This is a genomic window from Tigheibacillus halophilus, assembly GCF_042683165.1.
Classification (GTDB): domain Bacteria; phylum Bacillota; class Bacilli; order Bacillales; family Amphibacillaceae; genus Tigheibacillus; species Tigheibacillus halophilus.
Map to the genome: position 1 here is coordinate 262,304 of NZ_JBHUIZ010000015.1, position 25,794 is coordinate 288,097.

21 protein-coding genes are annotated in these 25,794 nt (G+C 38.8%); 14 read left to right on the plus strand and 7 right to left on the minus strand.

Going from position 1 to position 25,794, the window contains the following annotated elements; translation table 11 throughout:
- The first annotated feature begins 6 nt into the window (after window positions 1-6).
- The 7 genes from ACFSMW_RS17080 to speB all read left to right on the plus strand — a co-directional run bounded on the left by ACFSMW_RS17080 (window position 7) and on the right by speB (window position 9,681).
- Complete coding sequence (locus tag ACFSMW_RS17080) at window positions 7-1,452, plus strand: glycoside hydrolase family 1 protein (RefSeq protein ID WP_390357505.1); 1,446 nt, start codon at window positions 7-9, stop codon at window positions 1,450-1,452.
- Window positions 1,453-1,911: 459 nt separating this feature from the next.
- Window positions 1,912-2,256, plus strand: coding sequence for a TIGR04076 family protein (locus ACFSMW_RS17085; RefSeq protein WP_390357506.1), 345 nt, complete (start codon window positions 1,912-1,914; stop codon window positions 2,254-2,256).
- Window positions 2,256-3,305 (plus strand): aldo/keto reductase, encoded by a 1,050-nt coding sequence (locus ACFSMW_RS17090; protein WP_390357507.1) that lies wholly within the window; start codon window positions 2,256-2,258, stop codon window positions 3,303-3,305. Before ACFSMW_RS17085 ends, ACFSMW_RS17090 begins: the two co-directional genes overlap by 1 nt.
- An 87-nt stretch (window positions 3,306-3,392) precedes the next feature.
- Window positions 3,393-4,820 carry a Na+/H+ antiporter NhaC family protein gene (locus tag ACFSMW_RS17095; RefSeq protein ID WP_390357508.1) on the plus strand — a complete coding sequence of 476 codons (1,428 nt, stop codon included), beginning with the start codon at window positions 3,393-3,395 and terminating at the stop codon, window positions 4,818-4,820.
- Between the two features lie 181 nt (window positions 4,821-5,001).
- Window positions 5,002-6,372: a sigma-54 interaction domain-containing protein gene (locus ACFSMW_RS17100; RefSeq protein WP_390357509.1), complete on the plus strand. Its 1,371-nt coding sequence runs from the start codon at window positions 5,002-5,004 to the stop codon at window positions 6,370-6,372.
- Window positions 6,373-7,164: 792 nt separating this feature from the next.
- The gene (locus ACFSMW_RS17105; protein WP_390357510.1) at window positions 7,165-8,595 is read left to right on the plus strand and encodes an MFS transporter; all 1,431 of its coding nucleotides are present in this window, start codon (window positions 7,165-7,167) and stop codon (window positions 8,593-8,595) included.
- Between the two features lie 96 nt (window positions 8,596-8,691).
- On the plus strand, window positions 8,692-9,681 hold the full coding sequence (gene speB, locus ACFSMW_RS17110) for an agmatinase (RefSeq protein ID WP_390357511.1): 990 nt from the start codon (window positions 8,692-8,694) through the stop codon (window positions 9,679-9,681).
- A 313-nt stretch (window positions 9,682-9,994) separates the two neighbouring features.
- Here the strand turns inward: speB and ACFSMW_RS17115 are convergent, their stop codons facing one another.
- Genes ACFSMW_RS17115 through ACFSMW_RS17145 form a run of 7 tightly spaced genes read right to left on the minus strand, consistent with a single transcriptional unit; the run spans window position 9,995 to window position 16,058 of the window.
- Window positions 9,995-10,834, minus strand: a complete 840-nt coding sequence (locus ACFSMW_RS17115; protein WP_390357512.1) for a PP2C family serine/threonine-protein phosphatase — start codon at window positions 10,832-10,834, stop codon at window positions 9,995-9,997.
- Between the two features lie 33 nt (window positions 10,835-10,867).
- Entirely contained in the window at window positions 10,868-11,677 is an 810-nt protein-coding gene (locus tag ACFSMW_RS17120; RefSeq protein ID WP_390357513.1) for a MurR/RpiR family transcriptional regulator, read from the minus strand.
- Between the two features lie 15 nt (window positions 11,678-11,692).
- Window positions 11,693-13,228 carry a DUF4127 family protein gene (locus tag ACFSMW_RS17125; protein WP_390357514.1) on the minus strand — a complete coding sequence of 512 codons (1,536 nt, stop codon included), beginning with the start codon at window positions 13,226-13,228 and terminating at the stop codon, window positions 11,693-11,695.
- 23 nt (window positions 13,229-13,251) lie between these two features.
- Complete coding sequence (locus tag ACFSMW_RS17130; RefSeq protein WP_390357515.1) at window positions 13,252-14,028, minus strand: Cof-type HAD-IIB family hydrolase; 777 nt, start codon at window positions 14,026-14,028, stop codon at window positions 13,252-13,254.
- A gap of 38 nt (window positions 14,029-14,066) precedes the next feature.
- The gene (locus tag ACFSMW_RS17135; protein ID WP_390357516.1) at window positions 14,067-15,380 is read right to left on the minus strand and encodes a PTS sugar transporter subunit IIC; all 1,314 of its coding nucleotides are present in this window, start codon (window positions 15,378-15,380) and stop codon (window positions 14,067-14,069) included.
- Window positions 15,381-15,410: 30 nt separating this feature from the next.
- Window positions 15,411-15,728, minus strand: a complete 318-nt coding sequence (locus ACFSMW_RS17140; RefSeq protein ID WP_390357517.1) for a PTS sugar transporter subunit IIB — start codon at window positions 15,726-15,728, stop codon at window positions 15,411-15,413.
- An 18-nt stretch (window positions 15,729-15,746) separates the two neighbouring features.
- The gene (locus ACFSMW_RS17145) at window positions 15,747-16,058 is read right to left on the minus strand and encodes a PTS sugar transporter subunit IIA (protein WP_390357518.1); all 312 of its coding nucleotides are present in this window, start codon (window positions 16,056-16,058) and stop codon (window positions 15,747-15,749) included.
- A gap of 557 nt (window positions 16,059-16,615) precedes the next feature.
- Here ACFSMW_RS17145 and ACFSMW_RS17150 point away from each other — a divergent pair.
- The 7 genes from ACFSMW_RS17150 to ACFSMW_RS17180 all read left to right on the plus strand — a co-directional run bounded on the left by ACFSMW_RS17150 (window position 16,616) and on the right by ACFSMW_RS17180 (window position 25,687).
- Window positions 16,616-17,791 (plus strand): ROK family transcriptional regulator, encoded by a 1,176-nt coding sequence (locus ACFSMW_RS17150; protein ID WP_390357519.1) that lies wholly within the window; start codon window positions 16,616-16,618, stop codon window positions 17,789-17,791.
- Window positions 17,792-18,115: 324 nt separating this feature from the next.
- Window positions 18,116-19,795 carry an alpha-L-fucosidase gene (locus ACFSMW_RS17155; RefSeq protein ID WP_390357520.1) on the plus strand — a complete coding sequence of 560 codons (1,680 nt, stop codon included), beginning with the start codon at window positions 18,116-18,118 and terminating at the stop codon, window positions 19,793-19,795.
- Between the two features lie 247 nt (window positions 19,796-20,042).
- On the plus strand, window positions 20,043-21,611 hold the full coding sequence (locus tag ACFSMW_RS17160; protein WP_390357521.1) for an ABC transporter substrate-binding protein: 1,569 nt from the start codon (window positions 20,043-20,045) through the stop codon (window positions 21,609-21,611).
- Between the two features lie 140 nt (window positions 21,612-21,751).
- On the plus strand, window positions 21,752-22,672 hold the full coding sequence (locus ACFSMW_RS17165; protein WP_390357522.1) for an ABC transporter permease subunit: 921 nt from the start codon (window positions 21,752-21,754) through the stop codon (window positions 22,670-22,672).
- Window positions 22,673-22,807: 135 nt separating this feature from the next.
- A complete protein-coding gene (locus tag ACFSMW_RS17170) occupies window positions 22,808-23,701 on the plus strand; it encodes an ABC transporter permease (RefSeq protein ID WP_390357523.1) in 894 nt (297 codons plus the stop codon).
- Between the two features lie 14 nt (window positions 23,702-23,715).
- Window positions 23,716-24,729: an ABC transporter ATP-binding protein gene (locus ACFSMW_RS17175; RefSeq protein WP_390357524.1), complete on the plus strand. Its 1,014-nt coding sequence runs from the start codon at window positions 23,716-23,718 to the stop codon at window positions 24,727-24,729.
- Window positions 24,719-25,687, plus strand: a complete 969-nt coding sequence (locus ACFSMW_RS17180; protein WP_390357525.1) for an ABC transporter ATP-binding protein — start codon at window positions 24,719-24,721, stop codon at window positions 25,685-25,687. The genes ACFSMW_RS17175 and ACFSMW_RS17180 overlap by 11 nt, the downstream gene beginning before the upstream one ends.
- Window positions 25,688-25,794 lie beyond the last annotated feature (107 nt).

The following is a 25,794-nucleotide window of genomic DNA, read 5'->3' on the forward strand; positions in this document are numbered from 1 at the left end:
AATGGGATGTATTACGAAAAAATGGACGCTTTTCCGAAGGGCTTCTTATGGGGTTCTGCTTCAGCCGCATATCAAATAGAGGGAGCCTGGAATGAAGACGGTAAAGGTGCATCCGTATGGGATCATTTCACGAAAATCCCTGGTAAGACATACAAAGGGACAAGCGGAGATGTCGCAGTAGATCATTATCATCGTTACAAGGAAGATGTGGCATTAATGAAGGAAATGGGATTGAAGGCATATCGGTTTTCCATTGCCTGGAGCCGGATTTTCCCTCATGGCAAAGGAGAAATGAATGAGAAGGGCCTGCAATTTTACGAAGCCCTGATTGACGAGCTCTTATATCATGAGATTGAACCAATTGTCACATTGTATCACTGGGACCTGCCCCAAGCTCTGCAGGATGCATATGGCGGGTGGGAATCACGACAAATCATCGATGATTTCAACCATTACTGTGTGACATTGTTTCATAGATTGAAAGGGAAAGTGAAGTACTGGGTCACTTTAAATGAGCAGAATGTATTTATCACACACGGGTATGAACAGGCGAAACATCCACCTGGTGTAACAGATCGCAAACGGATGTATGAAGCCAATCACATCGCCAACCTGGCGAATGCAAAAGCGATTGCATCCTTTCGGAAAATCATTCCCGAGGGCAAGATCGGTCCTAGTTTCGCTTATGGACCAGCATACCCTTATTCCAGTCATCCAATGGATGTGCTGGCTGCTGAAAATGCGGATGAATTCAATAATTATTGGTGGCTGGATGTGTATTGCCGCGGTGAGTACCCTGCTTCGGTATGGAAGTATCTGCAGGAACGTGGTCTTGAGCCTACCATGAAGGAAGGTGACGAAGCTGTGTTGAAAGCAGGTAGACCTGATTTCATGGGAGTGAATTTCTACCAAACAGCTACCTTTACTGCCAGCCCGCTTGATGAAAATTTTACTGGCGCGGTGAATGACAATCATGATGGCAAAAAAGGGAATTTTGTAGAAGGCGGTATACCTGGTGTATTCAAACGGAAGAGAAATGCGTCACTGGAAACAACTGACTGGGATTGGGAAATTGATCCTGTTGGATTAAGAATTGGATTAAGAAGAATGACAAGCCGTTATGGCTTGCCTGTGCTGGTGACGGAAAACGGGCTTGGTGCTTTTGATCATGTGGAGGAAAGTGGTGTGATCCATGACGATTATCGGATTGATTACCTCCGTAAGCACATTGTGCAATTGCAGGGAGCAATTACAGACGGTGTGGACTTGATGGGGTACTGCACCTGGTCCTTTACTGACTTACTCAGTTGGCTAAATGGCTATCAAAAGCGCTACGGATTCGTTTATATCAATCAGGATGAATCAGAAAATAAAGATATGAAACGGATGAAAAAGAAAAGCTTTGACTGGTATAAAACAGTGATTGAAACGAATGGTGAGGAATTGAATTAGGTGGGTTAGCAAGAATGATGACAGGCGGGAGATGGTGATACAGCACGCAATTTCCGTGGGCAGAAAAAGCCATATTTATATTACATTACCTGTACTTTGTCTATATAAAAAATTGCCATATTATTCTTGACATTGGTAAACAACGATGCTAACATTTCTGTAAACTGTTGAAGAGGGAGTAAAACTGTTAAAGGTCTCTTAGCGAATCCGGGATGGTGTAAGCCGGACAGAAACCGTAACAGTAAATGGGCCTCCGAGGGCGAAGCGAAAGAATTTTTTTAGTAGCTTAGACGCAGAGCCAGCGTTAAAAGGCTAAGGGTGTGTGACGCACTCTATGGAGATGGTATGTAGATACATATCAAACAAGGTGGTACCGCGAGTTAACACTTGTCCTTGAATTATTATTTAAGGATAAGTGTTTTTTTATTATTTCTGGGTCTTTGGAAAGGAGCATGTATCGTGGATGATAGCTTTACACTATATAATCTAAAAGTGCAGGTTGTGGGGACAGATAAACCAATGGTGTGCGGCCATAAAGAAGGTGACTATTTCTTAGTTACAGGTGAAGACATTGTTTTCCCTGAAAATAATTCATTCTCCCTGTATGCTTTAAGTGCTATTTTGCCTTTACTGCCTGCAAAGCAGCGGGTATTACAGGCTAATGACTGGATGTTGTCCGACAGTTTGATTGCCTGCCCCGATCCGAACTGTGGTGCAGTATTTAAAATAACCCGGATAGGAACGAAAGCATTCAGTCATGCCGAATGCACAATAGAACCTCTACATAAAGGAGATGGACAATAATGGCAGAACGATTTGAATTAGCAAAGGATTACACAATCAGCAGAGTGATCAATGGATGCTGGCAACTGTCAGAGGGGCATAGTTTAGAAAATAGTGTAGACAAAAATGATGTTATGAACGCTTTCCATATGCTTGTCGAAAAAGGATTTACAACCTTTGATTGTGCAGATATCTATACAGGGACTGAGGAATTTCTTGGTGAATTCCAGGAGCAGCTGAAGCACGGAAGCACGATTTCACCAAATGATATTCAGATCCATACCAAGTACGTCCCTGATATCGATATCCTGAGCAGTGTGGATTTTCAATATACCGAAAAGATAATTGACAGAAGCCTTAAGCGCCTGAATCGTGACGTATTGGATCTGGTACAGTTTCATTGGTGGGATTACGATGTGCCCGGCTGTATGGAAACTGCGGGTTACCTGCATGAACTAAAACAAAAAGGTAAAATACGCCATATCGGCGTTACAAACTTCGATACCGATCATTTGGCTGAAATCGTTGATGCTGGTATACCTGTCGTATCTTGCCAAACACAGTACTCTGTTTTTGACAGACGTCCAGAAAAAAAATTGTTGGATTATTGTAAAGATAAAGGTATTTCACTCCTATGTTATGGTACCTTATCGGGAGGATTGCTAGCAGAAAAATGGATTGGCAATGATGCATCTGTTCAACCAGCTACGCGTTCACACGTGAAATACCTTCAAGTAATTGAAGATACATTGGGATTTGATGGCTATCAAGATTTTCTGTTATTACTGGACAAAATTGCCAAAAAGCATTCCGTTAAGATCGCCCATATCGCTACAAAATATATTTTGAGCCAACCAAGTGTGGGAGCTAGCATTGTGGGTGTCAGAAATAGCAGCCATGTTGAATCAAATGAATGTATATTCTCTTTCGAACTTGATGATAAGGATATAGAGGAAATAGAACAGTTTTTGGATAGGTATCCTATATTGAATGGTGAACCTTTCGAATTAGAGCGTACCGTGGGAAACAAGTTCCGTAACATTATGAAGATGAATTTAAATGAAGCATAAATCCGTTTGAAGATGCCGCTATTGCGGGATATTTTAAAGATGAATCAGCAGTGAATTTTAAATTGGCAGGTGAAAGGGAGCTCTTGTATGAATGAAAAACTTGAATTGAGGGGTGGCTGGGGCGCCGCCTTCATCCCAGTCGTTATCTTCCTATTTTTCTGTGTATTGTATTTTATCGTTTTTAAAGCATTTGAAATGCATGCACTTGCAATGGGGGCATTTGTCGCACTTTTGGTGGGTTCTATGTTTACGAAAAAAGGATATTATGAACGTTTCTGGGATTTCGTCTATGAAGGCGCAAAAGAAGCTGTCCCGATCGGCATTCTGTTGTTCATTATTGGGATGTTCTCGGCGCTGATTAGAACTACTGATATTTCGGCAGGTTTTGTGTGGCTTGCCAGTTCACTGGGCGTAGGCGGCGGGTTTTTCACTGCGTTTACATTCTTGGCAGTTTGCGTTATTTCTACTGCTACAGGATCATCCATCGGCGTAATGTTTACCTGCTTCCCTATCTTCTATCCGGCTGGGGTGCTATTGGGCTGTGACCCTGCCATTCTTGCAGGCGCAATAGTCAGTGCGTCTATTTTTGGTGATAACCTGGCGCCCATTTCAGATACCACCATTATTTCAGCTGGTACACAGGAATATACAAAAAAACAAGGCTTCGCTGAAATTGGAGGCTGTGTTGCCAGCCGGCTGAAATATTCCCTGGTCGCGGGTATGATCTCGTTTGTTTTATTTTGGATTTTGGGAGGAGGCGGTACGGCAGGTACGGGCGCTTCGGATGTCCTCGCAAAGAATAGGAACCCAACCGCATTGGTCATGCTTGTACCGGTAACCGTCATGTTAATTACCGCGGTTAAAACTCGCAATATCTATAAAGCTATTACGATAGGTATTGTTTTGGGTACAATTACTGGTCTACTGTTTAACCTTTTAACTTTCCAAAATATAATTTCTGTTAAGGATGGGGCTCCCGCAGGATTTTTGACAGACGGTATCAGCAGTATGATGGCAACTGTTACATTGGTTATTTCAGTGTATGGCATAATGGGTGTACTTAATGGCGCCGGCGTGCTGGACAAAGTCACAAACGGTATTCTTCACAGTAAAATGGGAAGGACAGTCCGTGGTACGGAGATTGCTATGATGTTAGGTATCTCGTTTACTACTTTAATTTTTGGCGGCGTGACCAGTGCGTCAATGACGACATTTGGCAAAGTGCAGAATGAAATTGGCAAACGAGTTGGTTTGCACCCCTACCGTCGTTCCAATTTACTTGATGGATTTGCTAATTCGATTGTGCTTGTCATACCGTTTTTAAGTGTTTTTGTTTTCATCGGTGCTTTATTATCAGAAGGCTATGATTTTGTTGAACCACTGTCACTAACGCAAATCAGCAGCGGAATGATTTATTGCATGGTACTGTTCCTGGTCCTGTTGTTCTCTGTTATTACAGGTTGGGGCCGCCAATATGAAGGTGCAGAAGGGAAGGCGCTCAGCAATTCCCGATAAGATGCAAAAATGAAGTTGGTTGTCTTACAGTTGATAATTCATTGCATGAAACAAAGTTAAAATATAAACAAACTTCACTTTTAATTTCCTTTGTTATCATATTATCCGTATCTTTCCATTTGATTGAACACTTAGTCATCTTTGGGTAATATATAATTAATTATGACTAGGAGGAATTAAGGTGAATTTAAATGAGCATGCATACATTATTTTGAAGTATATATTAGATTTTTCGTTTGATGAAATTTTTATTACGGATGCTAAAGGGAATATCATTTATACGAGAAAATCGGAGGAAAAGTTATTCGGTATACCTCATGATAAAATATTAAATCAAAATGTTTTTGATTTAGAAAACGAAGGTATTTTCGTTCCTTCTATCATTGCCAAAGTTTTAAAAGCTGGAAAAGAAAAGACACTTGTCCAGGAAACAAGAAATAAAAGAAAGCTGATTATCTCTGGATATCCGATATCGGATGAAAACAATACATTAATTGGAGCAATTAGTTTTTCAAGAGATATTACAGAGGTTGAAACCCTAAAAAAAGAAAACGAGCACGTAGCGGCTGCAATTGAACGATATAGACAGGAAATAGTAGCATTAAAAAGTCAGCCATGGATGCAATTGCAAAGAAAAAACAGCAAAATGGACAAGGTACTGGAAGTTGCTTATAAAGTAGCCGATTTGGATGTTACTGTCCTGATTGATGGTGAGTCTGGAGTAGGTAAAAATTACTTGGCCAGAGAACTACATGAAATCTCCTCAAAAAGAGATATGCCTTTTATTGAGGTGAACTGTGGGGCTATTGCAGAAACCTTGATCGAATCTGAGTTGTTTGGTTATGAAGAAGGAGCATTTACGGGAGCGAAAAAAGGAGGTAAAAAAGGCTATTTCGAAGCTGCCAGTGAAGGAACTCTTTTTCTCGATGAAATTGGGGAACTACCGATGAATCTCCAAGTAAAGTTTTTATCCGTATTGCAAGATCAGTTTTTCATGAGGGTGGGAGGAAATAAAAAAATTGAAAAGCAATGTAGAATTATTTGTGCAACGAATCAAAACCTGGAAGATATGATTCATCAAAAGCGATTTAGAGAAGATTTGTATTATCGAATTAATGTAATGAAATTGACTGTGCCTCCCCTGAGAGAACGCAGGGAGGAATTGGCTTGCCTTGTTCATGAAATTACTGAAGAATTTAATGCAAAATACAATATGAAAAAATATTTTTTACCGGAGCTGGTTGCTTGGATCAAGAAACAAAAATGGCCAGGTAACATCCGGGAATTGAGAAATTTCATTGAAAAAGCGATGATTATTTCAGATACAGATGAAATTACACTTGGGATAGTCGGGATAATTAAAAATAAGGAATCAATCAATTTTCATGAGGATATGACACTTCATGAATATATCGAGGGCATGGAAAGAGAGTTTATTGTTCAAATGTACAATAAATACCCATCGAGCATTCAACTAGGGAAAAAACTTGGAATCAGTCAATCAACTGCAAATAGAAAGATTCAAAAATACATAGGCTGTAGTCAAAAATGACTAAAAACAACTGGTTTATGTATGAAAAAATGATAATTCTTTTCCCTGACAAATTTTATTATTTCCCGTCCTCCTGCCCTGTTAAATTTTCAAATTGACTGAGAAGTACCCGCGTGAAGCCAATTTATTAATTTAGATTAAGCAGTTTGGTAGTTGTTTTACCAGATTGCTTTTTAAATTTTTGCTCTTTTATAAATATGGCACGTTTTTTGCAAGTATAAGAGTGTACCATATAAGTCAGTTCAAAAAGGCTTTTATAGACCTAGTGAAGTTCCCTATATGGGAAGCAAGATATTGCATATTGATTAGAAGGAATGTGATATTGCAGATGGATTGTGTTATCCATTACGAAACACGAGCCATCGTTTACAAACTTAGCGTCATTATTAGTACAATTGCTTCCAAGTATAGAATCAGAGGCCATAGCAGGCAGCTCGCCATTTATTGTAAAACTCATTTTCTGGAAGGAAAAGGGGACCACCAGTGTATGCTCAAAAGTGGTTTGCCCTGTTAATATTTTTGGGCGTGTGTACCTTAAGCATTATTTATTTCTACCGGTGATTATTTCAGAACATGAACAAAGGTTTAGTCAATGGGAGTAAGTCAAGCATGGCGAGGAAAAATGTTGATGGATTTCCTTCCAAATGCGGGCAGGTTCCAATGGGCAATCTCAAAAATGAGTGCGCGTATAATGTTACCGCATGAAAATGGTGCTGCAATGTCCATAAGCACATCTTGTCTCCCCAGGATTGAAATGTATTTATGAATACAAAACCATAGAGGAGGAAAAGGATGGGAGAGTCTGGTCAAGGTACGAATAAATTTATAGTTGGTATTGTGCTCGCAGTTCTTACCTTTTGGTTGTTTGCGCAATCAATGACCAATATTATTCCGGTAATGCAAAAAGATTTGGGGGTTTCGCTCGGAACCCTAAATATTTCTACAAGTCTTACGGCACTATTTTCCGGTCTCTTTATCGTTGTTGCTGGGGGGATTTCTGATCGTTCCGGCAGGAAGAAACTAACCTATGTTGGCCTTTTGCTGAGCATTGTTGGAAGCCTGATGCTTATTGCCTCCAGTAGTGCAACGGTATTGATTACGGCACGCGCAATCCAAGGAATATCGGCTGCTTGTATTATGCCGGCGACCCTTTCACTTATCAGGTCTAATTTTGATGGGAAGGGCAGACAACGTGCACTCAGTTTTTGGTCCTTTGGATCATGGGGAGGTGGCGGCTTAACCGCGATTGTTGGCGGAGCCGTTGCTACTTACATGGGCTGGAGATGGATTTTTATCATATCTATTGCGATTACATTGTTATCCATGTTCCTGATCAAAGATATAAAAGAAAAGAAGATAGAAAACATAAGGAAGGAAAAATTTGATTTCCCTGGTTTCATTATATTTACGATTGCAATTCTGATAGTTAATATTATTGTGACGCAAGGACAGGATTTCGGCTGGGACAGCATGTTAACGATTACCTTAATTGCAGGAGCTATTGCAACAACAATCATATTTTTTATTGTTGAAAGAAAAAAGGAAAACCAATTTATTGACTTTTCAATTTTTAAAATAGGAGCGTATACGGGATCCGTTGTATCGAACTTTTTTCAAAACGGGATCTTCGCTACGGTTGTTGTTACAAATACTTATGGACAAATGGCAAGGGGATTTACATCTTTTCAGACAGGGCTGCTGACCTTGGGAAATGTTTTTGCCATATTGGTTATGATACGTGTCGGGGAAAAGATGCTCCAAAAAATGGGTGCAAAAAAGCCGATGCTTATGGGAATTGTCATCGCGACGATAGGAATGAGCATGACAGCAATGACATTTCTGCCCAATTTAGCCTATATTATTGTTGCATTTACTGGCTTTTTAACTGCCGGGGTTGGTATCGGGATGTATGCTACACCTTCTATTGATACGGCGATCGCAAATATTCCGCATGATAAAGTAGGAATTGCCTCAGGAATTTATAAAATGGCAAGTTCTTTAGGATATGGTTTTGGTCTTTCCATCACAACGGCAGTATTTGGTGTGCTGCTTGCGAGTAATATTCATCTCGCAGCTTCGATTGGAGTTTTGGTAAATATTGTTTTTGCTGTAATGGCACTTATCTTCATTGCAAAATTTGTCCATCGAAATGAAGGTTTGGAGGGAGAAAGTTATACAAAAACAAAAGAAGCGAGTAAAAGTTTAGCTGCAAGTCAGAATTAACGTTCTTACCGTGTAAGGGGGGATGCACCAAGCGGATAAGGTCACACTGAGCCAATAGTTACCTGAATGTTCATTCGATAAATAGGAGGAATAATAATGGTCAAACCTGAAGAAAAGCAAATTCTAAATTTACCTTTTACTGGAATTTCCACGTATGGAAAATACCCAATTTGTGCCGATCTTGATGAATTAGATGCTGATGTCGCTGTGATTGGAGTACCCAACGATATGGGAACACAGTGGAAATCCGGAGCAAGAATGGGACCACGTGGAATTAGAGAAGGGTCCACATTGTACAGTTTCGGACTGGATGGTGCCTATGATATTGAAAATGACGTCATGTATCTGGGACCGGATTGGAAAGTGGTAGATTGCGGTGATGTCGATATTGTTCACGGGGACCTGATGCAATCACATGAAAACACCGAAGCATCTATTCGAAAGATTGTTTCCAAGGGAGCCATGCCAGTTATCTTGGGTGGCGACCATTCGATTACGGCTGCAGTTGGCAAAGGATTAGAGGAATTAGGGCCATTTCATGTAATTCAAATTGATGCACACCTCGATTGGGCTGACCATCGTTCAGGGCAGCGATATGGACATGGCAGCTGTATTCGCCGCTTGTCAGAGATGGATCATGTGAAAGACATCTTTCAATTTGGTATCCGTGGCATTTCGAGTAGTTTGAAAGAGGATGTAGAGGCTGCCAGGGACTATGGATGCACAATCTTATCACCGCGTCAAATTAGAAAAAAGGGAATAGAAGAGGTGATTGCCCAAATCCCCAAAGGAGAAAAATATTATGTAACCATTGATATTGATGGTGTTGACCCTTCAATTGCTCCAGGAACGGGGACACCATCACCAGGCGGCTTTCTTTATGATGAAGTAAATGAATTATTAGAAGGGATAGCGGCAAGGGGCGAAGTTGTAGCTTTCGATATAGTAGAGGTTGCCCCGCCTTATGATCCAACAGGAATAACCGGACAAACCGCCGCTCGTATTTCGCTGGATTTACTAAGCTACACATTAAAACAAAAAGAACGAAAGAGTAAGAAGGAAAAGGAGTTTGCTTCTCAGCAATGATATAAATGGTTGTACTTACAAAGTGTGGCCGACAGGAATTTTTGGCTTTGTAAAGTTGTAGCTAGGAAATCCCCATCTGTTCAATCAGGTGGGGATTTTTGAAGTTTAAGTTGTAAAGATAAAATATTTATTCTATATGAATGAATTTCTTAATTACTAGTTCTCTCTGACTATAATTCTTAAGCTATGAAAAACGATTATATACTGATTCAGAATGTTGTTGCATTTAATTCGGTACACTAACTGAAAAATGAATCGTATATAGTAAATAAAAGTTGGATGTCAACGGACGCAATCCATTATTTACACAATATTAATGAAAAGTCAGTAAGACTGCAGTTTTATCATCCGAATGGCTGTTAGACTGTTCTTCTTTGAGAGACAATTTTTGAACGAAATTTTCCAGCCCATTGTTATGTATCTCCCAGTAAACTTCACGAAGGTCATCTTTGGCATCAAACAATCCATCTGACATGATCAACGCCTGCTTGAGGTCTTTCACAGGTAACATACCATGTTGGATGTAATACTTCACTTCATCCATACCATTTGCAACAGCGTATCCATTTGGCATATTAGCCATTTCCCGGTGATAGCTTATCTTGTTTCGTTCATTATTAAAATAGGTCTCCTTAGGTATTTCTTTACCATTGTCACGTGCTAGTTCTCTATTCATTCTCGCACGTACACTGATGTTTTTTACTGTATTTACTGTTAGTACATTAATTTCATCTTGGTTATTACAAATTAAAATCATAGTGTCTCCCAAGCTTGCATATTTCAGCATATTATCCGTGATTCTTACTACCGATACGCATGTTGACCACAAACTTGGTTTAACCGCTTGATCTACCCCATGACTTTCCATTGCCTGCTTCAACAATCGATTAGCTTGTAACACCTCGTGATGAAGGTGGGATGCTGCTTGCAATGATTCGAAGTAATTTTTAAAAATATTGGCAGCTAAATAAGCGCCATTGTGACCAGCTTCGTCTTTGAAATGATCGACTGGTGTTGCACCGTCCATTACCCCGTATATCCCAAGATGATCATTGATTACAAAACTGTCTTCGCATTCTCTCTTGCATGGACTTTTTTTCTGAACAAATTGTATTTCTTGGATACTTTCTTGCTGTGATGTGCGTATTGCCAATACTATTCACCTCCGTTGGAAGATTTCTCGTGCTTAATCTATTGATTTTGAAATTTTATTTTTCATCCGATCTATATTGTCTTTATCTGCTTCATACAAATGTTTGCAAATCTCTTCGATGATATATAACTGCGACATTTCTGTTATCAATGTACTTCCTTCTTGGGCGATCTCCTTACCTGCTGTATAAATGCTGGTATCAGCTATCTTAGTAATATCAGAGTTCGAATGGTTGGTAATAGCCACAGTCTTAGCCCCGTTTTGCTTTGCTACTTTCAGCCAATCGATTGTTGAGATTGTATCACCGGTAATACTGAAAGCCATGGCCAAGTCTTTCTCAGTAATTAAGTGTGAGGAGACTAACTGTGCGTGAGGGTCGGAAAAAACGAAGGACTTATAGCCTAGCCTCATGAAACGAATTTGGGCTCCTTGTGCAGCTAGTCCGGAAAATCCAATGCCAAACAAATATACAGATTGGCTGTTTATAATATTTTCCGTTACCAAGGTCAATGTATTTTCATCTATCAGACGATGTGTATCGTCAAGCATCTGGACAATATTTTGATAAGTACAACCGAATTCAGGTTCCGAATTGTTTTCATTTGGGTGGCGCAGCTGCTTTGCCATGCTGACCTTAAACTCTTGGTAGCCTGAAAAACCTAGCTTTTTAAAAAAACGAAATACGGTTGCTTCGCCGACCCCGCATTCTTTGGCAAACTCTCCTAAAGAAGTGAAAACAAGTTCCGACTGGTTACTAGAAATAAATTTTGCAACCTCCTTTTCACGTTTAGTTAGTGAAGGATAAATGCTTTTTATTTGAGTTAAAAAATCGGATACATTCAAAATTACACCTTCTGTCTATTCATATTGTTTCTGAATAATTTCCAAATCAATATTGATTTCAAACATACGGCTCCACGGACAGGAGATTTTTAGCTTTGAAAGAGCTATGTCCCGAAAACTGTTTAAAATATTGTTATTAAATACAGTTAATAACTGCTCCTTAATCTTACCTTCTACTACAGCATCTTTATTATTCAAATTGAAATAATTAGCATTCAACGTAGGCAACAGTTCTTTCGTTATTTTATTTCTTATTTTCGATTGATAAAAAACATCGTCAAACAAATGATAAATTAAATTCTTCTTTAATACTAGCGAGTTTCGGCTATCAAAACCATATGTTCCTGCGGCAATGGAGGATCCCAATGTATTACAATTTGTATTCCACCCCTTATATGAATGGATCTTGTCCAACAAATGATAGTCATCCAAATACTGGATAAGCTCCTGGTCACCTCCGTTTGCAAACGCACTATCTGCAATCACTACAGGTATGCTTGACTGAATGAAACGTTGAATTTTTTCTACAAAAAATTGAAGTTGTCGAAAACTGCTATAAGATATATCTTGATTTGGCTGATTGGCTGCTTCTTCCATCGTATGACCAGGTGTGTTAATGGCTAACGCGAAATCCGCATTCTCGGGAGTATGTGCCGAGTGACATCTCGCCGCTGAAAGATGTGCTTTGACACTCTCATTTATGGGGCGATCTTCATAAAGAGGGACAATGGATGGTCCCAATGTAGTACTATAAAAATAATAAACAGATAGTTTTCTATCCAATAACTGATTCAACATTCTTGCAAGTAATGTACAGCCTGCCTCATCTGCCCCTGGGTAAACCATGATTTTTTCTTGCAAACGTTTTGAAGCAATTTGATGATAGACTATTCTTTGATCTTGTGCAGTGTATCCGAAAACAGAGGAATCATCCTGGGGGATAGATAAAAAATCGATTATCCCGTCCTCTACCAATTGAAGTAATTGCAGATTTATATTCACATTGAAAGAGCGTCTGGATTCATAGTCATGTATATATGATTTCGGAATCTCTGCTTCTAACTCTGCAAGTTCTTTTTCTTCCTGCAATGTGACGTTTTCGGCACGTGTTTGCCTATCTTGTAAGTAAGCTCTTCGAAAAATTCTACTACCATAATCTGCATAATAGCTGGGTTCTTCATCTGCGGAATCATATTTGGGTGTCCGCATAATCAAGCTGGATACATAAATTGGTGTTTGTAGAGCTTTACCCCGGAGTTGTCGGATTTTTTTCAGCCTGTTTTTTCCGTTCTCCGCTGATAGATGGTGAAGTCTTGACGGAAGCAGGCCGCCATATATGAGCATTTCTGAAGAGAGCACCATGCCGTCAACATGCGGAGCGTTTGAATTGACATATTCCCATAGTTTCTTAATATCTGCTGATTCTTTTTTGTTCCCAAGAATTTCCCTGGGGGGTATCAGCAGCTCTACATCATTTCTTGTTTTAGCTAGATTGATTGGGTAGTTGTAGTTACATGGGCGCTCGTCTAATGGCACATACAATATCTTCATTACATTATCACCTCAAGATTTGTTTATTTTTTTATAAAAGCATTTATACAATCGCCAACAGTTGGATATAATTCATCCGCTTTATCCTTGGCACATACTGAAGCCTTAGGGACAGAGAATGCATAATCTGCAATTTCAAACATAGAAATATCGTTTGCCGAATCACCAATTGCACATACTGAAGTATCGAATTGCAGTTCTTGCAAGATTCTTGTAACTGCTGCTCCTTTTGACACCCCTTTGGCCAGGATTTCCAGTGTTCTTGAGCTGGTTTCAATGGTATCCACATGTTGCCCGAAATTTTTGTTTATGAATGGTACAAGGCGCCTGAAAATATCTTCAGAACCAAAAGTCATGATGACAGAAGGAAGGATTGTTTTACCGATCTTTTGCAAGTAGCATGGATCAACAATAGCACAATCGACAAATTCAACTGCACCCCCCAATCCCCTCGGAGAAGGGAAGTATCTTTGTTTTATATCAGAAACCTCCACCCGCAGCTTTTTTTTTCGAAGAAATTTTACGATTCTTGAAGCAGCATTTGGATCCATTTTCCTGTTCCAAATGACATCGTTAAATTGGTTCTTAATGACAGCTCCGTTTTGACTGACGCGATATTTCCCCTGAATTCCCAATTTTTCTTCTATATATACAATGTCATGATCCAAGCGACCGGTAGCAATAATGAAGATGCCTCCGATTTTATGAAAATGTTGTACCATTTTAATTGTATCAGGTGATACTTTTCCATTCGATTCCAATAAAGTGCCATCAAGATCACAGATAATTACTTTTTGCATGATAATATTTCAACTGCCTTTTCATTCTAATTTTTCCTTTACTGTACCTTCTTTTCTATCTCTGCCATTCTGTTTGTAGCCATTACAAATGGCAGATAAATGATTACAGAGATGACAATTAACAAAACTGCGAGCAAAGCAGCCCGCCAATCTCCCGCTGTTGCCAAAAATGCGGATAGAACGGGAGGGGTCGTCCAGGGGATGTAAGCAACTGTTTTTGAAACCAATCCAAGAGAGGTTGCTAGATAGGCGATATTTAAGTTAATGATTGGCACAAGGATCAAAGGTATTGCAAGAACAGGGTTCAAAATGACTGGCAGTCCAAACATCAATGGTTCGTTAATATTAAATAAACCTGGTACTGTAGCAAATTTGGTGACTTCGCGATAGTCACTTCTCTTAGAAGCTATAAATATAGCAATGATCAAACCAATCGTAAATCCTCCACCGCCGAGCATAGCAAAACTATCAATAAATGGTTTAGTCACGATGTTAGGTATTTCCTGACCAGCCTGAAGCGCATTAATATTTTCCTGAATAGCAGATAACAAGGAAGGGTCTTTGATTGGACCAAGCACAAATGTACCATGTATGCCGACAGACCATAGTAAATTCTGAAAGAACATAATGATGTTGATTCCAAATCTACTCTGGACTACCAAATCAAGCGGTGCCTGAATTGCTTTGGTTACTAATTCTTGTAACCCAAATCCAAACACGATATTTGTCAGAAACACCAATGCTGCAAATAGTGTTAGCGTAAGAAAAGCTGGAATCAGTGCACTGAATGATTTGCCAACTTCGGGAGGAACAGTGTCAGGGAGTTTAATTCGTAATTTTCTTTTCTTTTTCAGCCGCAAAAAAACTTCCGTACCTAACAATGCGGAAAGGATAGCAAATAATAGGCCGGTGGCTGATGTTTGATTTTGGCTGAAAACACCGGTAACTTTTACAGTTTCATCACTGCCAATGGGAACTATATTGGTTACAGTCGGTAACATTGTTATAAACACAGCCACGGCCATAACACCTGGAATGATGCCATCCTCATCATAACTTACTGCCAATTTATAGGAGATGGTAAATGTGATCAGAATAGATAAAATTCCAAGTGTACCATTATTGATTTGATCACCAATCTCTTTATATTTGCTCAAATCGACAATGTGTCCGAGTATTCCATTTTCCGGGTCTAAAATAACGTTGTTTATCAAGATGAAGAAAGAGGCAACAATGACTAATGGTATCACTGTAATGAATCCTTCTCGAATTGCCCCTAGATGACGTTGATTGGAAAACTTTGTTGCTACTGGCATTAACCATTGTGCAATTTTATTTGCGATATTGTTCATCTTACTTTCTCCCCTTTGCTTAAAGCATAGCTACTTTTGCCCTTCTATTGATTGGATGATATCTTGCAATACGTTGTCAGCACGCATCATACCGTAATCTTTCTGATTAATAATCTTCACAGGAAAACGATCTCCTGCTGCCTTGCTCAGTTCTTCTTTCATAAAAGCGACTTGTGGACCTAATAATAACAAATCGTAATCATGCTTTTTAACTCGTATTTTCCCTTCATTCATAGAGACCGCTTCAATGGTTAAATCAATTCCTTGTTCTGCTGCCGTCTTTGCCACTTTTTGAACCAACATACTGGTTGACATTCCAGCGCTGCATGTTACTAATACGTTATACATTTGTATACCTCCGACTTTTTATTTGTTCATGTTAGTATTACGCAAATCTATTATTTCCTCTGCCAAATCTCTCGCCAGCATTGCTGTCATAAGATGATCCTGGGCGTGGATAAAAAGGAGAGAACTTTCTACTTTTTCTCCACTAGCTTCGTTTTTTAGAATGTCTGATTGGATTTGATGCGCTTTAGTTAATTCCTTGTCTGCTTTTTGAAGCATGGATTGCGCCTGTTCGATTTGTTGACCGCGAGCAACTTTTAGCGCCTCCATCACCTGGCTGCGCGCGTTCCCACCATGAAGAATAATTTTGAATGCGGTTTCATTTATATCCATTGCCTGCCTCCTTTCATTGTGTTAATTATTAGAATAACAAAAACTCAATTTAATGTAAAATATATTTCAATTTTATTTTATTTTTGGAGTAAACGCTCCGTTTGTGGGAAGCAGTAATTTATGCAACAATTATTTTTACCTTTAAAAGAGTAATACATTGTTTTACATTAACAGCAGTATATAAATTCAAAGATCTGTATGGACGATACCAAAATATTTAATTTCACAGCTATGGGAATCTAGTGAATGATGAAAGAGAAAGTGATGCAGTCATAAATTCAGCAAAAGCATAAAGCAACAACTGCCCGAAACATCCCGAAAATGGTATTCTCACGCTTCTTTCTAAACTAATGAACTATTATTATATTAATTCCTGCAAATTTTAAAAATCTATTGACTAAAATATGTGATTATTTTATAATTACAACTAATTTATTACTTCATTGGAGAAATAAATTCAAAAACCATTAATTTTATCCGAACTTGGCATAGATTTTTTTGTTTTTTGTTCTTTTCTTAATAAATTACTAACACCATGTTATAAACGAGGGGATAAGTTGATTAAAAATCAAGATTTTTTAAAGAAAGAAAATCAAATTTTAGTTCTGAAGCTAATTATTGATAAGGGACCTATATCACGAGCGGAAATTGCCAAAAAAACAAAGATGAGCCCTACTTCTGCTTCCAGAATAGTTGCTGTACTGGTGCAGCACGAACTGATACGGGAGATAGAGGCAAAAACAGATACTGTTGGTAGAAAAGCGACATATTTTGTTCCAAATGAAAGCGCCGTTATTTCTGCAGGTATAGAAATTAATAAAGAGGTAGTTCGAATTGGTTTTTTAAATTTTGTCGGGGAACTGATTGCTATAAAAAGTTATCATTTTGTTCCGGAAGATCCTTCCGTGACAGCAGAATTTGTGAAGTGTAAGTTATTTGAAATGATGAAACACAAAAACATACACCGTGCCAGACTTGCTGGTATCTGTGTCGGATTGCCCGGACTTATTGACCATAAAAAAGGAAATGTGAAACTTTCGGCGCAATTTAACTGGAAAGATATCCCTTTCTTGGAGCTATTGCGTTCAAAAATAGACCTTCCTTTGTACATTGACAATGAACTGAAATTGCAAGCATTGGCTGAATATAACAGAGGTGGCAATTCTAAACAGGAGAACATGGTCGTGATCAGTTTTGGAAGCGGGGTGGGTTCGGCATTAATTAGCAAAGGCGAGATTTATCGAGGTGAGGATAATTTTGCAGGTGAAATTGGACACACAATAGTTGATCCCCTAGGCGCTTATTGCCCGTGCGGTAATTTTGGGTGTTTGCAGACTTATATTGCTGAACAGTTTTTGCTGGATGAGGCATCCAAAACTAAAAAATTGAACAGTATTGATGACTTGATATCTGTGGCTAAAGAAGGTGAAAAATGGGCAAGTAATATCCTTGATAAGGCAACAACATATGCTGCATTGACTGTTAACAACGTGATTTGTCTTAATAATCCAGATGTAGTTGTATTAACAGGCAGTTTAGTTGTAAACCATCCGGAAATCAGAGAAGAAGTGCTGAGAAAATGTAAGGATCAAATATGGTCTGCAGCAGCAGAAACATTTCGTTTGGATACAACGGAAATGGGGTCAGAAGGGGTTGTAGTTGGAGCTGCACTTAGTGTCCAACGAAAATACCTAAAAGAAATTAATTTGGACCATGAGGAATTTTCTGTATGACAAGCTAGTCATGCAGAAGAACGTATATACAGGCAATTCAAAAATTTAAAAGATGCGAGTGATACACATCAGGAAATCATTGCATAAATGACAGTGCGCAAGTTGTTTATTATTTGTAACTGATAAAATAAATATCGCGATTAAAGGTAAGTGGTTTAGAATTGGATCGACAGCTGCTAGCGGAAACTAGGGGGAAAATTAACCTACGACAATTCAGACATCATTTACTAGGTATTCGTTCCAAAAAAATTAAGAATGATGATGTCAAAATAATAAAACCCAAATTACATTGTGGATCTGATGTGTATATTTTAGGGAAAGGAAATGGATATGAAAGTACAAAAAAACCAACCAGAATTATGGGAATTCAGTGGCATGCCTGGAGAAATATCAGAACAAACAAGCGAACCAATAGCTGGGTGGAAAGATTTACAGTACGGTATGTTTATCCACTGGGGTCTTTTTTCCAAATTTGGGGGGGAGGTGGATGGCAATCCGGTTGAAAAAGGATATAGTGAACAAATTCAGATGTGGGCAAATTTATCTGAAACAGACTATTTACAAGCGGCTAAGGTATTCTATGGAGATGCATTCGACCCCGAGGCCATTTGCACACTTGCAAAAAACGCAGGCATGAGTTATATCGTCATCACCAGCAAACATCATGATGGGTTCTGCATGTTTGATACGGAAACAACTGATTATAATATTGTCAAACAAACGCCTTTTGGCAAGGATTCATTGAAGCTACTATCCGAGGAATGCAAAAGGCAAGGGTTGAAATTTGGTGTATATTTTTCACTAGTGGATTGGCATCAAGGGCATATTTTTGATGAAAATAATAATAATTCAATTCCTATAGAGATGGAACCGGTCATTGAACGCCAGTTACACGAATTAATGACAAACTACGGGGCAATTGTAGAGGTATGGTTTGATATGGGAAAGCCAACGCTAATTCAAAGCGAAAAATTTAAAAAGATTGTTATGGACCTTCAGCCAAATGCAGCAGTAAATTCTAGAATTTGGAACAATCTTGGAGATTTCCGAACGCTTGGTGATAATCAAATTCCGAAATATACTTTAGACAATCCTTGGCAAACACCGGCTTCTATCTACCACGAAACATGGGGTTACCGAAATTGGCAAGCTAGAGAAGATATGACTGGGAAGGTGAAAAATCTCATAAAAGGATTAACGAGTGTTCGAGCACGTGGAGGTAATTATTTATTGAATATTGGACCTAAGGGGGACGGTTCAATCGTTCTTTTTGAAAAAGTAGTTTTACAAGAAATTGGAAACTGGCTGAAACAGCATAAACAAGCGGTCTTGGATGCTTCACCAACTCGTTTTGGAGGACAATCATGGGGGGAAGTGACGGTATATCAGAATCAATTATTCTTGCATTTGTTCGATATCCCTTCCATTGGAAAAATAACTTTAAATGGATTGATAAGCAGCGTGCAAGATGTCTGTATAGATGGCACAAATAACCATTTGGAATGGACACATGAGAATGGTCTCCTTGAAGTGAATTGTAACCGCTTAACATCTGATGATATGGCTCCAACAGTTTTACGTGTTAGCTTAGCTGAAGAACTCAGAATCATTCCTGAACAAGCAGTAATGTGGGATGGAGAAAAGCCGCTTGCTGTTAGAAGCAACTGTTTTGATACAGGCTACGGGTTTTCGGATGAAGGTTGTTATACTTCGTTAAATCAGACTGTCATCCGTCAAACGATTTATTTTATTTCAAAAGTTGATCGAGAGATAACTTTCAACTTGCAGGGAGAAATTCAAGATCAAAAAGAAACATTTGTCATTACACTCAATGGGGAAGAACAGCTTTTTATTGGAGAACGCTTGCTCCAGAATGAAATTGGACCTTTTTCCATCAAAGCTAATGAACTCAATATATTTAGCGTTGCACTAGCTGAACCGTCATATAAAGAAAAAGATATACATATGGCTCTGGATGTTATTGAAATAAATAGTAGAAGTTAATGTAGAACAGTGAACTAAAATGCCTTAGCTACTGTCGGATCATAATGTTGTTGATGTCATTCAATTAATTAATGCTCGGGGGGTGAGTGGAAATATAAGCCTGATTTGGACAACATATTTCATTTACTAATGGTAAAGGAGGAATTATTAGGTTATCTAGGATGGAATGGTTGTTAACAGGACCAAATTGTCATGGATCGGAAAGTTAGTAATTTCATAGTTTGTATACTTAAGGAGGGTGCATGTGATGAAAAAAAAGAAGATATTTACAAATTTTAGCTTTTTATTGTTATTGATGATGCTCTTTTTATCCGCTTGTGCGACAGGGAATCCAGATTCAAGTAAAAACACAGATGATAACAAGAAAGGAGTAACGGTTTCATTTGATGAAAATATTCAAACGCTTGACCCTCATAACGGAAGTTCCGGAAATGATATAAGTGTTACGAATACAATGTATGAGTCAATGTATACACCGGATCAAGAAGGAGAATTGCAGCCTTTATTGGCCAATGATTATGAAAAAGATGAAGATGGGTTGAATTACACTTTCAAGCTTAGGGACGATGTGAAGTTTACTGATGGCACAGTCTTCAATGCGGAGGCTGTTAAAACAAATTTAGACCGTATTTTAGAATCAGAAGGATCACTTAATAGTTATAAAAGTCTAAGAGACGTTGATAAAGTTGATGTTGCTGACGACTATGAAATAAGTATCACTTTAAAAAACCCAAACAGTCAATTTTTGCAAAAAATAGGTAATTTACGGATGATCAGTCCAAAGGCATTGAAAGATGATGACTGGGACTTTGGTAAGAAATCAGCCGGGACAGGACAATACGTATTGAAAAAATGGAACCATGGTGAGTCAATTGTTGTGGAAAAGAACAAAGATTATTGGGAGAAAGGCCATCCAAAAGTCAACAAGATAACATTTAGACCTGTGCCAGAAGATGGATCACGAGTTGCCTCTTTGAAAACAGGGGAATCGGACCTTATTTATCCAGTACCGGTAAATAATGTTGATTCTTTAAAAAAGGAAGATAATCTAGATGTTGATGTTGAAGAATCGACATACGTAAATTACGCTACACTCAACACTAGTAAAAAGCCATTTGATGATAAAAAAGTAAGACAGGCTATGAATTATGCTATTAATCAAGATGAATATATTAAAGTAGTGAAAAATGGTTATGCAAAAAAATTGGATTCGATCCTCCCAACAACAAATGTGTTTTATTCGAAACAAACAACCTATGATTATGATCTTGAAAAAGCGAAACAATTAATGAAAGAAGCAGGATATGAAGACGGATTTTCAACTGAGATATGGGGAAGCGATTCTAGCAAGGATAAGTTAGGTATGCAATTTATACAACAGCAATTGAAGAAAATCAATATTGATGTGGATGTCAAACAGATGGAGCGAGGCACGTTATCGGATCAAATCAATAATCCTAAATCGGCAAAAGATTCAAAAGTACAGATGTGGTATGTAGGATGGTCTTCCACCATTGGTGATACAGATAATGCCATAAATCCATTGTTCAGCAGCACATCGTTCCCTCCTAATGGATCGAATACTGCGTATTACAGCAACAAGAAAGTAGATACTTTAATTGAAGGCGCGCTGCACGCAACAACAGAGAAGGAAGCAGGAGAAAAATACGATGAAATACAAAAAATTGTATTTGATGAAGCTCCTTGGTTGTTTATGGGGACAGACGAACAAGGAACAGCTAAAAATAAAAATTTGAAAGGTGCCTGGAGATCTGCTGACGGTAACCTTTATTTAAGAGATATGGAATGGAAGTAAAATTATCCCATGTATAACATCATGTGAGATACGCCGTATGAATAAACGGCGTATCTCACATGAATCAATGTAGAGGTTCAAAGGATAGGTATTTGAATAAAAGTGTCAAAAAATTAACGTCGTAAAGGAGGTTTGTCACTATGGCAAGTTACCTAATTAAAAGAATACTTGGCCTTATCCCGTTATTGATAGCTGTTTCATTTTTGATTTTTATGTTTATCCATCTTATACCGGGTGATCCAGCACGGTTGATGGCGGGAAAAGATGCCACAAATTCCGAGGTTGAAGCACTCCGCTCTCATCTTGGATTGGATAAGCCCTTGATAGAGCAATATCTTTTGTATCTGAAAGACACGGTCCAAGGGGATTTGGGTCATTCATTGCGATCGAATGCCCCAGTCACACAGTTATTTGGTGAACGATTTTTACCTTCTTTGGAACTATCGTTATTAAGCATTGGCTGGGCTTCTATTTTTGGTGTGTTACTGGGAATCGTTTCTGCTGTATTCAGAGGAAGATGGCCGGATTCTTTGGGAACTGTTACCGCTATATCTGGGATATCTGTTCCAAACTTTTGGCTTGGTTTGGTTATGATTCAATTGTTTGCAGTAAGCTTTCATATCTTTCCAGCTGGCGGAATAGAGACCTGGAAAGGATATATTTTACCTTCCATAGCACTTGGAGCCGGAATTATGGCGATGATTACAAGGTTTACACGTTCCTCGCTTGTGCAAACCCTCCAAGAAGATTTTATTAGGACTGCTAGATCGCGAGGATTGAGTGAGAAGGCAGTTATATTCGGGCATGCCCTTAAGAGATCTTTGGTCACGGTCCTTACAATAGCTGGTCTGCAATTCGGTTTCTTATTGGGCGGCTCCATTGTGGTAGAAACTGTTTTTTCTTTCCCCGGTATGGGCAGGCTGCTCATTGATTCCATTCAATTCAGGGATTACCCGGTTGTTCAGTCACTACTTCTAATCTTTTCCTTGGAATTTATTCTGGTGAATTTAATGGTGGATGTCTTATATGGTTTCTTAAATCCTAAAATAAGATACAACTGATTACCTTTACTTATATCTCTATCAAAACTCTATTTATCTATAGAAAGGACACTTCCAAATGGAAGGATCAGCGAATATTCAATTTGGATATGGGTGTGAAGAAATAGCAAATCAAATATCCAGGGGGTGGCTCAAATGTCAGATGCAACAATAAACAGCAGTCAGGCACAGCATGTTGAAAAAGCCAGAAATTCTAACTTTCGAGTATTATTTCGGGCATTTAAGAAAAGAAAAATAGCGTTATATTCTTTCTTTTTTCTATGTTTTTTGTTTCTTATTGCGATTTTAGGTCCCTGGATTGTCCCATATGATCCGCAAGAAGGGGATTACGCGAATTTGCTACAATCTCCTTCACTCAGTCATTTAGCAGGAACTGATGAATTTGGCAGGGATGTTTTAAGCCGTTTAATCGCAGGAGCAAGATTGTCATTGGGTGTTGGCGTATCAGCAGTGTTACTTGGCGCGTTGGCTGGAACTATTCTGGGACTGATCAGCGGTTTTTTTGGAAAATGGGTAGACAGAATTATTATGAGGGCGTGCGATATTTTATTTGCATTTCCTGATCTTATTCTGGCCATTGGTATGGTTGCGATTTTAGGCCCTGGTTTGAAAAATGTGGTGATAGCCATTGCTTTCTTTTCAACACCCTCTTTTGCCAGAATCGTACGTGGTGAAACTTTGGAAATTAAAGAGAGATTATTTATAGAAGCGGAAAGGTCTATTGGAGCAAGCAAAGGCAGAATTATTTATAAACATGTTTTTCCGCAAACAATTTCAACCATTATTGTCTACATTACAATGAATGTTGGTGGTGCAATTATATCGGCTGCCAGCTTGAGTTTCCTAGGTTTGGGTGGATCTCCTTCCTCACCTGAATGGGGGGCAATGTTAAGTGGCTCAAGAGATTATATCGGGCAAGCCTTTCATCTCATATTTTTCCCTGGATTCTGTGTGTTTCTAACGGTACTGGCTTTAAACTTATTCGGTGATGGATTAAGAGATGTGTTAGATCCAAAAACAAGAGATTGAAGGAAGGGTTTATTATGTCAGATTTGTTAGATGTTAAAAATCTAAAAACGGCGTTTATTTCAGATGATGAAGTGGTGCAAGTAGTTCGGGGTGTAAGTTTTGGTGTTAACAAAGGTGAGATTGTCGGGATTGTCGGGGAATCAGGCTGTGGGAAAAGTGTAACCTCTCTTTCTATCATGCGCCTTCTTCACAGTACATCCGGCAGAATCCAGGATGGGGAAGTATTGTTTCATCAAGAAAACTTACTTGATTTGTCGGAACAAAAAATGCGCAAAATTCGCGGAAAAAGTATTGCAATGATTTTTCAGGACCCGATGACCTCACTAAACCCTGTTTTAAAAATCGGTAAACAGCTGGTGCAAGGTATCATGCTCCATTTGAAATTATCTAAAGAAGAGGCAAAGCGGTATGCTATAAAAACACTGGAATCGGTTGGAATTCCCAGGGCACAAAACATTATGCATGAATACCCGCATCAATTATCAGGGGGGATGAATCAACGGGTAATGATTGCGATGGCGATGTCCTGTAATCCGGAGTTATTGATAGCTGATGAACCGACCACTGCTTTGGATGTGACCATTCAAGCGCAGATTTTAGAATTGATGAAGAAATTACGGGATGAAAAGAATACGACAATACTATTTATCACCCATGATTTGGGTGTTGTGTCCGAAATTTGCGATCGGGTGATTGTTATGTATGCCGGAGTAGTCGTAGAAGAAGGGAAAACGCAAGAAATTTTTAATCATCCCAAACATCCTTATACAAAGGGGTTGATCAAGTCAATGCCCAAAATTGGTGAGAAAAGAAAACGTTTAAATGCCATTCCGGGACAAGTGCCAAGTCCTTCGGGAATGCCTAAGGGATGCAAGTTTGCACCACGTTGTCCGCACGCTATGGATATATGCCATCGTCAGGAGCCCGTGCTTAAGATGGAGCCGAACTACAGAAAACATAGATGCTGGTTGTTTCAAGATCACAAGAAGGAGGATTCAAAGAAGGAGGGTTCCGAAGTTGACGCTTGATACAGTGTTAGATATACAGAATCTTAAAAAATACTTTTCTATCTCGAATGGTTTATTTGCAAAAAAAACGTTTGTGAAAGCTATTGATGATGTTTCTTTTTCCGTAAAAAAGGGTGAAACCTTAAGCCTGGTTGGTGAATCAGGATGTGGCAAATCCACTTTAGCCAAACTAGTCAATGGACTAATCCAGGCGGACAATGGAAAAATTATCTTTAAAGATAGGGATTTGACGCATGAAAGTGAAAGGGGATGGAGGCCATATAGACAACCGATGCAGATGATATTTCAGGATCCTTATGCTTCATTGAGCCCTAAAATGAAAGTGAAAGAAATTGTCGCCGAACCTTTAAAAATTCATCATCCTAATATGACAAAAATGGAAAGAGAAAAATTGGTACAAGAAACTCTGTACACGTGCGGTATTGGTTATCACCATCTGGATAAGCATCCGCATGAATTTAGCGGCGGCCAAAGACAAAGAATCGGAATTGCCAGAGCGTTGGTGTTGAGACCAGAATTGCTTGTTTTGGATGAGCCTGTTTCGGCACTGGATGTCTCGGTACAGGCCCAAATATTAAATTTATTAAAAGACCTACAAGAAGAATTTAACCTTACTTATCTATTCATATCACATGATCTAAGTGTTGTTGAACATATAAGCAATAACATTGCAGTCATGTATTTGGGAGACATTGTTGAGATTGCTGCGAAAAAAAATCTGTTTGAAGATCCCAAACACCCGTATACACAGGCTTTGCTTTCATCAGTTCCGAATATAGATCCAAAAGTGAAACGGGAGAGGATCATCCTTAGTGGTGAAATTCCGAATGCTGCGTCCCCCCCTGAGGGATGCAAATTTCATACCCGTTGTCCCTTGGCAATGGATATATGCAAAAAGGTAAGGCCCCATATGCAGACATTAGGAGATGGAGGGCAAGTTTCATGCCATTTATATTGAGTATTTTGTATATTTGCCTAATAAAGATGGAGAAATGAAACTCTTCTTTGGAACTTGATAATTATAAATGCAGTACAGGATAAAAAGGTCAGTTTTATGCTGAGGAG